Source organism: Photorhabdus asymbiotica, assembly GCF_003634575.1.
Classification (GTDB): domain Bacteria; phylum Pseudomonadota; class Gammaproteobacteria; order Enterobacterales; family Enterobacteriaceae; genus Photorhabdus; species Photorhabdus asymbiotica.
This window is the reverse complement of sequence record NZ_RBLJ01000002.1, coordinates 458,894-471,739: the sequence shown is the minus strand read 5'-3', so window position 1 is coordinate 471,739 and position 12,846 is coordinate 458,894. Positions and strand designations below refer to the sequence as shown.

Here is a 12,846-nt window from a genome sequence, read left to right as displayed (position 1 = left end):
AGTTTATTCCATATGTAGATTTGGCTCCTTTCTTGTTCTGGGTTAAGTTATTGCTCCTTGCCTTTCCAGTATTTGCGAGTTAATTTAAATGGAAGCAGCTGACCGGAATTTACAAATGTGTGTGGATGACTGGGACATAAATTCCTTGTTACAAGGTAAGAAATTTTTTTGAACTTATGCAAATACCCAAGGGTTGTTTTTGATATATCAGGAAAATTCATCAAGAGGCAGGTTGTTCGAGCACAGATATCTGGTAGGTTGATAAATAATAAGATATTAAATTAATTCTTGTTTTGATTGCCTTGGCGGCTTGCGGTGAGGCTTATAAGTATTCCGCTGGGATAAAGAAGTGGCATCTTAATGTAAGATAAATAAGGCTTCTCAACTGCAATGATGCATTTGGCTTCTGTATTGAGTGCTCGTCGGAATTTTTATCTCTCAACTAACACGTTTTGAATTGGTGCCCGGAGGCGGAATCGAACCACCGACACGAGGATTTTCAATCCTCTGCTCTACCGACTGAGCTATCCGGGCAACGGGGCGCATTAAACCGTATTCAGCCTAAGTCGTCAATGTCTTTCTGATAAAAAATGATAAAAGTCGGTTAATTGCTTGCTTTTTGCCCCATGTTTGTGTGGTTATTCATCTTAGGCTGATTTTTATTAACTTAATGCGCCATTTCTGCGGCATTGGGCAATATTCAAAACATCTTCTGCCAGCAGCTTTGCTGTAGCGATATCATTAATATCTCGTTTGACCAATAGCTTACTCAGGCAACCTTCCAGAATGAGTTCCATTTGTTTGGCAACTTGTTCGCAATCTTCGATATCCAGCTGACACAGTAGCTCGGTGGTGTATCGGAAAGAACTTTGTTTTTGCAATTCAGCTAATTGATGAATAGGGTGGTCAGGTTCAGGGAATGCACTACAGGCTGCGATAAATAAACAACCCGGATAGCGTTTCTCTCTTACTTTTCCATCAAGTGTTGTGTAACGAGCTAGCAGTTTTTGCTCTGGCGTCAGAATTTCATCTAACAACATTTGTCGTTGCCAAACTTCGATTTGTTGGCCGTGATAACGTAGACAGTCATAAATCAGTGCTTCCCGATTGGGCCAGAACTGCTGTAGATACTCCATATCCATGTTAAGTGAACCAAGAAGCATTTCAGTGGTCGCAGATAAGCCATGTTGCTCCAGCAAATTTAAGGCATGGCTAAGAACTTGTTCTCGTTGCACGGTGTTCTCCTCCAGATCATTTTTGTAGATGCTGCAAATGCTCAGTAAAGCGGGTCGCATTCATAAAACCGTTTATCCGTGAATCGGGGATCTCTTTTCCCTGAGAATCAAAAAATAGAATAGTTGGTAATCCTCGTACACTGAATGTTTCCAATAGCTGTTTTTGTTGCGGGCTGTTATGAGTGACATTAGCCTGTAATAGCAGGGTATCACGTAGTTGTGATTGAACCAGAGGATCGCTGAAAGTATATTTTTCAAACTCCTTACAGGCGACACACCAATCAGCATAAAAATCAAGCATAACGGTTTTGTGGCTATTTTGTGCTATTACCTGTTCTAATTCTTGCCAGCTATTTATCTGGCGGAAATTGAGGCTGTGTTGCGGCTGCTGTGTAATTGATGTCCCCCAAAACCCATCTTGTAATGGGCGGGTTGCTATCAACATTAGAACTAATAATATCAGTTGCATGACTCTCATCCAGCCATTTTGACTTCTGAGTGTCAGAGTAAATCCCCATCCCAGGAAGCTAACCGCCAGCAAGCTCCATAACCGTATTCCCCATGTGTCCCCGACAATTCTTTCCAATAGGAAAACAGGTAGTGCAAGAATAATGAAGCCAAAAGCTTCTTTGACATACTGCATCCAAGGACCACCGCGTGGCAGGAGTTTATGACCAAACATAGTGACAGCAATCAATGGTAATCCCATTCCCAAAGCATAGAGATAAAGGGTTATGCCACCTGCCACTGTATTACCACTTTGCGCAATGTAGAGCAGAATGGCACTTAAAGGTGCTGTCGTACAAGGAGAACAAATTAATCCTGCTAGCGCACCCATTGCGAAGACGCCGAAGAATGAGCCGCTTGTTTGCTGGTTACTCCAGTTGACCAGGCGGGTTTGAACAGAGGAAGGTAGTTGCAGAGAATAAAAGCCGAACATCGATAGTGCTAGCAGCATAAACAATACTGACAAACCGATTAGTACATACGGATGTTGCAGTGCAGCCTGAAACTGTAGACCCGCTGCCGCTACAATCAACCCAAGTAAGGTGTAAGTGAGTGCCATTCCTTGAACGTAGCTTAGTGCTAACCAAAAGATCTGTTTCAGGTTTTTAGGGCGTTGGCTGCCAAGAATAATGCTGGAGATCAACGGGTACATTGGCAGTACACAAGGTGTAAAGGCGATACCGATACCAATCAAAATTGCCCAAAGTGGTGAAAAAGGTAAATTTTGTTGATCATTTGATGTGCTTTCTAGTGTTTTCCGAACGGGCTCAGTTTGGATTACGTTGGTTGTTTTTGATGGGATAACGGCATTCAATGGAACAAGACGGGTTTCAGGTGGATAGCAGTATCCCGCTGCTGCGCAGCCCTGATAAGTGACAACAATATTGGATTTATCACTTGCTTCTGTAATAGGAACATTGATGGCAAGTTGCTGGAAATAAACTTCGGTTTCGCCAAAGAATTCGTCCTGATGAGCTGTACCCTGTGGCAACGCGATTTTACCTAGTGTGGCTTGTTGTGGCTCGATACGAAATTGTTTGCGGTAAAGGTAATAGCCCGGTTTGATTTGCCAGTTTAATGTTAGTTGGTCGCCTTTTTGCTGAAAATCAAACATGAAGGCTTGATCTGCGGGTAAATACAGGTTTTGCCCCGGTGGTTCAAACAACGCATTGGCTGCCAATGGGGTAAAGAGAGAACTGAAAAATAGCAAAAACAGCATCAAAGTATGTTTAATCATAAAGGTAACGATCGTTAATGAAATGAAACGGATTTAGCACTATAGCTGATGACTGCCAGCCCAGAAAGTGTTCTGGTTAAGATTGAAACAATAATTAAAGACTTGCAGAAAAAACCTATCCTTGATTGCGGGAAAGTTCAGGGACGGTATACGCCCCTGAATTGAGCTGTTGTTGGCAGAATTAGAGGATTATACCGCCGAACAAGAAGCCGAAGGCAACCGCCAAAGTAACTCCAATGGTGCCAGGGATAAAGAACGGATGGTTAAATACGAAACGGCCAATACGAGTAGTTCCGGTGTCATCCATCTGAACTGCGGCAACCAACGTTGGATAAGTAGGCAAAATAAACAATCCGGAGACCGCAGAGAAAGAAGCAATTGCTGTCAATGGCGTGACGTTCAGAGCCAGCGCCATCGGCATCAGTGCTTTTGCTGTTGCGGCTTGGGAATAGAGCAGGGCAGAACAGAAGAAGAAGATGACGGCCAGTAACCAAGGCTGAGATTGGATTAAGCCGCCAGCGGTGTCTTTAATCCAATCAATATTTGCTTGTACGAAAGTATCGCCTAGCCATGCAACACCTAGAATACAGATACATGCACTCATACCTGCTTTAAAAGTGCTGGAATTGAGAATGGCATCAGTATCAACTGAACAAAACATAGTAGTGATAGTTGCTACACTCAGCATGATAATCAGAATGGCGCTGGTGGTGCTCATCAGTGGTGTTTCAACCAGACCGATACTTGGGCTGTTGACGATAGCGTAAATAACAACACTAATAACGCCTGACAGGAACAGCAGAACAGAAGCTTTGGCTCTTGGTTTAACTTCAATCTGTTTGCTGCCGCGCAGAGTCACCAGGTTTTCTGCCAGACGTTTTAGATAAACAGGGTCGTCAGATAGTTTGGAATTAAATACCCAGGAGATAATAAAGGACATCAGAACGATAGCCGCAAAAGTCGATGGCAACAGAACCATCAGCAGGTGGATATAGCTGACGCCGTGGCCTTCCATCAGGGAAGACATATAAACGACTGCCGCAGAGATAGGCGAGGCGGTAATACCAATTTGGGCTGCTACAACTGCGGTGGAAAGTGGGCGGCATGGTTTGATGCCTTGCTCTTTTGCAACTTCAGCAATAACAGGCAGCGCTGACAGAGAGATATTACCTGTACCTGCAAACAGCGTTAGGAAATAGGTAACAATGGGGGCAAGGATCGTGATGTACTTTGGATTTTTGCGTAAAAGTTTTTCTGTTTGTTGAACCAAATAATCCAGACCACCAGCAACTTGCATTGCAGAGATAGCGGCGATAACTGCCATAATGATGGAAATAACATCAAATGGAATATGCCCTGGTGTAACACCCATTGCTGATAGTACGAGAACGCCAAGGCCACCGGCAAACCCAATGCCGATCCCCCCTAATTTTGCACCAAGGAAGATGGCCAGCAGAACGATAATCAATTCTACGGCTAACATAATATTTACTCCTTAAAATAATTAAAAATTTGAAAATTTTAGGTTAATACTTTGTGTATGTAGGGAAGTAAAAAGGCACGCTATCCAGTTGGAGTTGCGTGCCTTAATTATTAAGACCTATTTATTATTATGAATATTTTATGAGTCATAAAAACGTTTCGCTTTATACGCTAATTGCTTCAGATTTTCTACTGGAAAGATATAATCTAACCGAGCTTCACTTAGTAAACTATGTTCTAACACAATTTTTCTTGCATTTTTACCAGTCTTAACGCAAATATTCCAATAAATTAGTACCATTATTATAGAAATACCACAATGAATTGCACGATATAATATGAATTTATGAAAGTACCTAAAATGGCTTTACAGAATGATTTACTTTTTCAAAATTAGAAGAAATTTACGCCAATATTATTGGCTGGTATTTGGCCATCTATCATTATCAATAAATTTGAGTCATTATCAGTCATTATATCAGTAATATTGTTATTATCAGTGATTTTTATGTTTTCTGGCTAATCATAACTATTGCAAGGGGCACAGTAATAATAGCAAGCGTTGTGCTTAACTTCACTGAAAGCGCTGTTTTTTCGGGATGGACATTTAGATTGTTTGCGATTTACCTCACCTCTACCATGTACGCATCTTAAATTATTAAAGATAACTATACCCTTCATCCTTCAAGTTGCTGCTTTGTTGGTTGCTTTCACTCACCCCAGTCACATAGTTATCTATGCTCCTGGGGATTCGTTCACTTGCCGTCGCGCTGCAACTCGAAATCTATTGGGTATATAAAATAGATATTTTAATTAAAATGAATTTTCAGACTTGTCTTATTTTCCATGAAATTTTGTCGTAATAATATTCTGACTAGTCAGAAAAATAAAAAAGTAAATTGATTTAAAAAATAATTATTATTGGTAATGAAAATAAGATATCTTTTTCATAATTAAATAAAGTTATGCCTCACTCCCGCCGTGAAGTAAAAAGGCACGCTATCCAGTTGGAGTTGCGTGCCTTATTGCTAAGAACTATTTTTTTGTAATATTCAACAAATTAATCGTCAAAACGTTTTGCTTTATAAGCAGGGTGTTTCAGGTTCTCTACAGAGAAGATGTCATCTAACTCAGTTTCGGTCAGTAAACCACGTTCTAGCACGACGTCACGGACACTCTTACCGGTTTCAGCACAGATCTTGCCGACAATGTCACCATTGTGGTGACCAATAAATGGGTTCAGATAAGTGACGATACCGATCGAGTTGAACACGAAGCTTTCGCAAACTTCTTTGTTGGCAGTGATACCACTAACGCATTTTTCTACCAGATTACGGCAAGCATTGCTTAGCAGAGAGATAGATTCAAACATAGCCTGACCAATAGCAGGTTCCATAACGTTTAACTGTAACTGGCCTGCTTCAGATGCCATAGTGACACAAATATCATTACCAATAACTTTGAAGCAAACTTGGTTTACAACTTCTGGAATAACCGGGTTAACTTTTGCTGGCATGATAGAAGAACCTGCCTGCAATTCTGGCAGGTTGATCTCGTTCAGGCCGGCACGAGGGCCGGAAGAGAGCAAGCGTAGGTCATTACAGATTTTAGACAGTTTAACCGCCAGACGCTTCAGAGCGCCGTGAACCATAACATAAGCACCACAGTCAGAGGTTGCTTCAATCAGATCTTCCGCCGGTATGCAAGGTAGACCGGAGACTTCAGCCAGTTTTTCAACGGCCAATTTCTGATAGCCTGGTGCAGTGTTAAGACCAGTACCGATAGCGGTAGCACCAAGGTTAACTTCCAATAACAGTTGAGAAGTCCGGCTCAGGTTTTTAACTTCTTCTTTCAGCAGGATGGAGAATGCGTTGAATTCTTGTCCCAGTGTCATGGGTACAGCATCCTGTAACTGGGTACGACCCATTTTCAGGATGTCATCAAATTCTTTGGCTTTTTTATCGAAGCCAGCGATGAGCAGTTCAAGAGACTCAATGAGTTTCAGGATAGAGTTATAAACGGCGATACGAAAACCGGTTGGATAGGCGTCGTTAGTTGACTGACTTTTATTCAGATGGTCGTTTGGGTTGAGGTATTCATATTCACCTTTTTGATGACCTAATAATTCCAGACCGATATTCGCCAGAACTTCGTTAGTATTCATATTGAGTGAAGTACCGGCACCGCCCTGAAATACATCAACCGGGAATTGGTCCATGCATTTCCCTTCATTGAGCACTTCATCACATGCTTTGATAATGATATCTGCAATTTTTTTGGGGATGGTTTGCAATTCTTTGTTCGCCAGAGCCGCCGCTTTTTTTACCATCACCATGCCACGGATAAATTCTGGTACATCGTTAATGGTGTTATTACTGATGTAGAAGTTTTCAATCGCACGTAAGGTATGAATACCGTAATAGGCTTCAGCAGGGACTTCTCGTTTACCTAACAGGTCTTCTTCGATACGAATGTGGTTTGACATGAGAACCTTCTTATTAGATTACGTTTTTACTGTCTAATTATGGGTTTATTAAATAATTATGTTGCCAACAGCAATAGTTGTGATATGAGTTCTTCATCACCAGATTGCTGGCGTGATGATATGCTGGTTAGCAATAAATGCATTGAATCTGGATCACTTTATAGTGGTATTTGCTGAACATGATTCTATATATGTGATGATTATCACAATTGCATGCCTAATCAGTCAGATCTTTAGAGGATTGAAAATGATAGCTGTAGCCCCAATCATTAATCTCTATAAACTGAAAAAATACTAATTTGGTTGTCCCTTTGGATCTTGTTGATATGATTTATTCAGGATACAACTTTTACAGCCAAATCAATTGAAGGAGAACCAAGTGCGTTGGTTGCCATTTATCCTGATATTTTTGCTCGTCTATATTGAGTCAACTTTATTTGTGCGTGTCGCCTCTGAATTAGGGGTGTTGTTAACTCTGCTACTGGTACTGTTTACTTCCTGTGTTGGTATCTCGTTGGTACGTAATCAGGGAGTAAAGAACTTTATTCAACTCCAGCAGAAATTGGTTGCCGGAGAAAGCCCCGCGGCAGAAATGATAAAGAGTGTGTCTCTTGTATTGGCCGGTTTCCTGTTACTACTGCCAGGTTTTTTTACTGACTTCCTTGGGTTGCTGTTGTTACTGCCACCTGTTCAGAAAATGTTGGTGATGAAATTGATGCCACGTATCAATTTCTATCGTCCTCATAGTAGAAATGGGTTCAAACAGGACGGTAACACCTTTGAAGGGGAATACGAGCGTAAGCAAGATGATCCCTCTCATACGTTGAACGACCATAAACGTAGTGATGATGAGCATAAACCTCATTGATAAGAGAGCATTTTTTCTAATGATGTGGTTTTTTTCTGCGGGTAAGAAAAGAGTAAAATATTTTTCTTACCCGCCCTTGAAGTGTCATGAATAAGTCCCCATTTAATCTATTATGATACTGGTTCAGTGAAAGCATACTGGTATCAATCCTCTTACCTGATATGGACTTTCTTATAGGAGAGCTATCAATGAATATTCGTCCATTGCATGATCGTGTAATCGTCAAGCGTAAAGAAGTTGAATCAAAATCTGCTGGCGGTATTGTGCTGACTGGTGCTGCTGCGGGTAAATCTACCCGTGGTGAAGTTTTGGCTGTAGGCAATGGCCGCATCCTTGAAAGCGGCGACGTAAAAGCGCTGAGTGTGAAAGTTGGAGATATCGTTATTTTTAACGAAGGTTATGGTGTTAAGTCAGAGAAGATCGATAACGAAGAAGTGTTGATCATGTCTGAAAGCGACATTCTGGCAATTGTTGAAGAGTAATTGTTGAAGCGTAAGCGTTGCGCTTAGATCTTCTTAACTGAACGAATTTAAAGGAAAGAAAATAATGGCAGCTAAAGACGTAAAATTTGGTAGCGATGCTCGCGTTAAGATGCTACGTGGTGTGAATATTCTTGCTGATGCAGTAAAAGTAACCTTGGGACCTAAAGGCCGTAACGTTGTTCTGGATAAATCTTTTGGTGCTCCTACAATCACTAAAGATGGCGTTTCAGTTGCTCGTGAAATTGAACTGGAAGATAAGTTCGAAAATATGGGCGCTCAGATGGTGAAAGAAGTTGCCTCTAAAGCGAATGATGCTGCGGGTGACGGTACAACGACAGCAACTGTATTGGCTCAATCTATTGTTACTGAAGGTCTGAAAGCCGTAGCCGCTGGCATGAACCCAATGGATCTGAAACGTGGTATTGATAAAGCTGTGGTTGCAGCAGTTGAAGAATTGAAAAAACTGTCCGTACCTTGCTCAGATTCCACCTCTATTGCTCAGGTAGGCACTATTTCTGCTAATTCCGACGAAACCGTGGGTAAGTTGATTGCAGAAGCGATGGACAAAGTCGGTAAAGAAGGTGTAATCACCGTTGAAGAAGGTACTGGCTTGGAAGATGAACTGGATGTCGTTGAAGGTATGCAGTTCGACCGTGGCTACCTTTCTCCTTATTTCATCAACAAACCAGAGACCGGTTCTGTTGAGTTAGAAAATCCATTTATTCTGTTGGTAGATAAAAAGATCTCCAACATCCGCGAACTGCTGCCAGTTCTGGAAGGTGTTGCTAAAGCAAGCAAGCCTCTGCTGATTATTGCTGAAGATGTTGAAGGTGAAGCGCTGGCAACTCTGGTTGTTAATACCATGCGTGGCATCGTAAAAGTTGCTGCGGTTAAAGCTCCTGGCTTCGGTGACCGCCGTAAAGCTATGTTGCAGGATATCGCTGTTCTGACTAACGGTATTGTTATCTCTGAAGAGATCGGTCTGGAACTGGAAAAAGCAACTCTGGAAGATCTGGGTCAGGCAAAACGCATCGTTATCAACAAAGATACTACAACTATCATTGATGGCGTTGGTGAAGAAACTGCAATTTCTGGCCGTGTTTCTCAGATCCGCCAGCAGATCGAAGAATCCACTTCTGATTATGATCGTGAAAAACTGCAAGAGCGCGTAGCTAAACTGGCTGGCGGTGTTGCTGTTATCAAAGTTGGTGCTGCGACAGAAGTTGAAATGAAAGAAAAACGCGCTCGTGTTGATGATGCCCTGCATGCAACTCGCGCAGCAGTAGAAGAAGGCGTAGTAGCTGGTGGTGGTGTTGCACTGGTTCGTGTTGCAGCTGCTATTGCTGGTCTGAAAGGTGACAACGAAGATCAAAACGTAGGTATCCGTGTTGCAATGCGCGCAATGGAAGCACCTTTACGTCAGATCGTTGACAACTCAGGCGAAGAACCTTCAGTTGTTGCAAACAATGTGAAAGCAGGTGAAGGTAACTTCGGTTATAACGCGACGACTGAACAGTATGGCGATATGATCGCAATGGGTATTCTGGACCCAACTAAAGTGACCCGTTCTGCGCTGCAATTTGCAGCCTCTATTGCTGGGCTGATGATCACCACTGAATGTATGGTGACTGACCTGCCTAAAGATGACAAAGCTGATTTAGGTGCAGCAGGCGGTATGGGTGGCATGGGCGGAATGGGCGGCATGATGTAATGGCCGTTCAGTCGCTGTATTGAACTCTCAATAGCGCGAATATGAATATCAGACGGGCGGAGTAATCTGCCCGTTTTTTTATATTTGATTTATAAATCAAAATTTAGGGCGGTGATTGATGGATATATTCCGGAATTTTTATTTATGCTAGATATGGTATATTTATTTCCCTCCGTTGGAGTTTCTGTGTTTTTTCCACCAGATAATCAAAAAAAGGAAATAATAATTTATTACGGATATATAGGTAATAGATTATTAATTCAAGATTATTCTTATGCTAACTATCTAAAAAGTCATCAGTTATTATCATAGTATACCCAATAGATTTCGAGTTGCAGCGCGGCGGCAAGTGAAAGCAGCCAATAAAGCAGCAATTTGAAAGATGAAGGGTGTATATTATTACATTTTTATGTCGTGCTAATATTATTTTTTTATTCATTTTATTGGTTGTAATTGATAAAACCTTTTGCGTTATTTTTAATAAGCGTAGTTTTTGTAACATCAACCTTGAACTTTTTCATGTTATTTATTTAGCTACTTTATTCTATTTCTTCTGAACTCATCCAAATACAGACGGCGGTTGGTCCAATATTTCACTGTAAGGATTCCCTTATAAATTATTTACTTTGCGATATTGGTGTACAACAAGGTATATTGATGACTAATTGTCGAATTTCCAACAATAAATGAGGAAAAATATGCGAATTAAAGTTTTGTTCAGTGCTTCGGCATTGTTACTGTTGGCAGGATGCTCAGCTACTAACCAATTAACTTCCGGCGGTTCACAGGTTCGTTTTGTTGATACTAAGCCAGGCAACGAATGCCAGTTATTAGGTGAAGTGACCGGCATTCAAAGTAACTGGATTGGTGTAAGTAATGAAAGTAGCTCAATGCGCGGTGCAGCTAATGATTTACGCAATAAAGCCGCAGACATGGGCGGAAATGTAATTTATGGTGTAACCAGCCCAAGCGAAAGTCTGTTGTCAAGCTTCGCTCCACTAGACAGCAAAATGGTTGGTCAGGTTTATAAATGTCATTGATGACATTCAGAATTTGAATGAGACATGCCCGGCAAAAAAGTATCCGGGCATGAGCTTTGGTTAGCTTTGCTTTAATTCCAAATCTAATGGTGTTTTACTCGATTCTCCCCCGATTTCCCTTGCCAGACGTGGCACCAGATAACCGGAAACTTTTGTCAGCAATTCCCTGATAATTCCTCTGGCTTCCTCATCACTTACCATAAAGTGAGCGGCACCTTGCACTTTGTCCAGTACATGAATGTAGTAAGGTAAGATTCCGGCATCAAATAGAGCATTGCTCAGATTAGCCAATATATCAGGATGATTATTGACACCACGCAGTAGCACACTTTGGTTCAGTAACGTGATACCTGCGTGTTTTAGTAACATCATGCTGTTTCGTAAAGATTGGTCGATCTCATTCTCATGATTGATGTGCGTCACCATGATCACCTGTAATCTCGATTGGGCCAGCCGATTGCAAAGCGTAGTTGTAATCCGAGCAGGAATAACCACCGGTAAACGGGTGTGGATGCGTAGTCGTTTGATATGGGAAATCTGTTCTAAGTTGCTGATCAACCAATCCAATTCGTGATCTTTTGCCATTAGCGGATCGCCGCCTGAGAAGATGATCTCATCAAGCTCAGGGTGTTGCTGAATGTAATTTAATGCTTGCTGCCAGTTGTGTTTATTACCTTTGTTGTCCTCATATGGGAAATGACGGCGGAAGCAATAACGGCAATTAACCGCGCATCCTCCTTTAACCAGCAATAGTGCGCGGTTACGGTATTTATGTAACAAGCCAGGAACAACACTACGTTGTTCATCCAAAGGGTCGGCGGAAAAACCGGGTACAATGTTGAACTCTTCTGGTGCTGTTATGACCTGTAGTAATAGCGGATCATTAGGATCGCTTGCCCGCATACGGGCAGCGAAAGCTCTGGGTACTCGCAGTGGAAACAAGCGACGAGCACTGCTCCCTTTGGTTAACTCCGGGTGCTCATGTAAAGATAATAATTGTAATAATTCATCAGGATCAGTAATAACATCGGTAAGTTGTTTCAACCAGTCTTCTCTGATGAGGATCTTTGGGGTTATAATGTGCGCCATTTTTTGGCTAAGCCATTTGTTTAAATTAGAGGTTCTCCATGGCTACTTATAGTACCAATGAATTCCGTTCAGGTCTTAAAATCATGTTAGATGGCGAGCCGTGCGCTATTCTTGAGAGTGAATTTGTAAAGCCGGGTAAAGGCCAGGCGTTTGCGCGTGTTCGTATCCGCAAGCTAATTTCCGGTAAATTGTTGGAAAAAACCTTCAAATCTACTGACTCTGTAGAATCTGCTGATGTGATGGATATGAACCTGACTTATCTGTATAACGATGGTGAATTTTGGCACTTTATGAACAACGAAACCTTTGAGCAGTTAGCTGCTGATGAAAAAGCAGTGGGTGAGAATGCGAAATGGTTAGTTGAACAAGCGGAATGTATCCTGACGTTGTGGAATGGTCAGCCTATCTCTGTGACTCCACCAAACTTTGTTGAATTGGAAATCACTGAAACTGATCCAGGTCTAAAAGGAGACACTGCCGGTACGGGGGGCAAACCAGCAACCCTGAGTACGGGTGCTGTGGTTAAAGTACCTCTGTTCGTACAAATTGGCGAAGTGATCAAAGTAGATACCCGCTCTGGTGAATACGTTTCCCGTGTGAAATAACCGCCGAAGGCAACGGTATTCAGTAAAAACCGCAGTTTTGGCAACAGGCTGTGGTTTTTCTTTAATTTCCGTGTGTAAGGGTAATAAGCTATTTATACCTCTAAA

The 12,846-nt window shown here is 41.8% G+C and carries 10 protein-coding genes and 1 tRNA gene; 5 read left to right on the top strand and 6 right to left on the bottom strand.

Translation table 11 applies throughout. From position 1 onward, the window contains the following. Positions 1-458: 458 nt before the first annotated feature. The 5 genes from BDD30_RS09045 to aspA form a co-directional block, all read right to left on the bottom strand. Positions 459-534: transfer RNA gene (locus tag BDD30_RS09045), tRNA-Phe, on the bottom strand. 128 nt (positions 535-662) lie between these two features. Further along, a complete protein-coding gene (dicD, locus tag BDD30_RS09040; protein WP_015835845.1) occupies positions 663-1,235 on the bottom strand; it encodes a division control transcriptional repressor DicD in 573 nt (190 codons plus the stop codon). Positions 1,236-1,251: 16 nt separating this feature from the next. Next, complete coding sequence (locus BDD30_RS09035) at positions 1,252-2,979, bottom strand: protein-disulfide reductase DsbD (protein ID WP_015835844.1); 1,728 nt, start codon at positions 2,977-2,979, stop codon at positions 1,252-1,254. 181 nt (positions 2,980-3,160) lie between these two features. Beyond that, the gene (locus BDD30_RS09030; RefSeq protein ID WP_015835843.1) at positions 3,161-4,462 is read right to left on the bottom strand and encodes an anaerobic C4-dicarboxylate transporter; all 1,302 of its coding nucleotides are present in this window, start codon (positions 4,460-4,462) and stop codon (positions 3,161-3,163) included. A 1,059-nt stretch (positions 4,463-5,521) separates the two neighbouring features. Beyond that, positions 5,522-6,946: an aspartate ammonia-lyase gene (aspA, locus tag BDD30_RS09020; RefSeq protein ID WP_015835842.1), complete on the bottom strand. Its 1,425-nt coding sequence runs from the start codon at positions 6,944-6,946 to the stop codon at positions 5,522-5,524. A 379-nt stretch (positions 6,947-7,325) separates the two neighbouring features. On the opposite strand from aspA, the gene BDD30_RS09010 reads away from it, so the two are divergent. The 4 genes from BDD30_RS09010 to BDD30_RS08990 all read left to right on the top strand — a co-directional run bounded on the left by BDD30_RS09010 (position 7,326) and on the right by BDD30_RS08990 (position 11,047). Next, positions 7,326-7,814: an FxsA family protein gene (locus BDD30_RS09010; protein ID WP_015835840.1), complete on the top strand. Its 489-nt coding sequence runs from the start codon at positions 7,326-7,328 to the stop codon at positions 7,812-7,814. Between the two features lie 188 nt (positions 7,815-8,002). Further along, positions 8,003-8,296, top strand: a complete 294-nt coding sequence (locus BDD30_RS09005) for a co-chaperone GroES (protein WP_015835839.1) — start codon at positions 8,003-8,005, stop codon at positions 8,294-8,296. 64 nt (positions 8,297-8,360) lie between these two features. Continuing rightward, a complete protein-coding gene (groL, locus tag BDD30_RS09000; RefSeq protein ID WP_015835838.1) occupies positions 8,361-10,007 on the top strand; it encodes a chaperonin GroEL in 1,647 nt (548 codons plus the stop codon). A 698-nt stretch (positions 10,008-10,705) separates the two neighbouring features. Beyond that, positions 10,706-11,047 (top strand): DUF4156 domain-containing protein, encoded by a 342-nt coding sequence (locus BDD30_RS08990; protein WP_015835837.1) that lies wholly within the window; start codon positions 10,706-10,708, stop codon positions 11,045-11,047. A gap of 60 nt (positions 11,048-11,107) precedes the next feature. On the opposite strand, the gene epmB is transcribed toward BDD30_RS08990, so the two are convergent. Further along, positions 11,108-12,136 (bottom strand): EF-P beta-lysylation protein EpmB, encoded by a 1,029-nt coding sequence (gene epmB, locus BDD30_RS08985; protein ID WP_015835836.1) that lies wholly within the window; start codon positions 12,134-12,136, stop codon positions 11,108-11,110. Positions 12,137-12,174: 38 nt separating this feature from the next. Here epmB and efp point away from each other — a divergent pair, with 38 nt between their 5' ends. Next, positions 12,175-12,741: an elongation factor P gene (gene efp / locus BDD30_RS08980; protein ID WP_015835835.1), complete on the top strand. Its 567-nt coding sequence runs from the start codon at positions 12,175-12,177 to the stop codon at positions 12,739-12,741. The last annotated feature ends 105 nt before the right edge of the window (positions 12,742-12,846 follow it).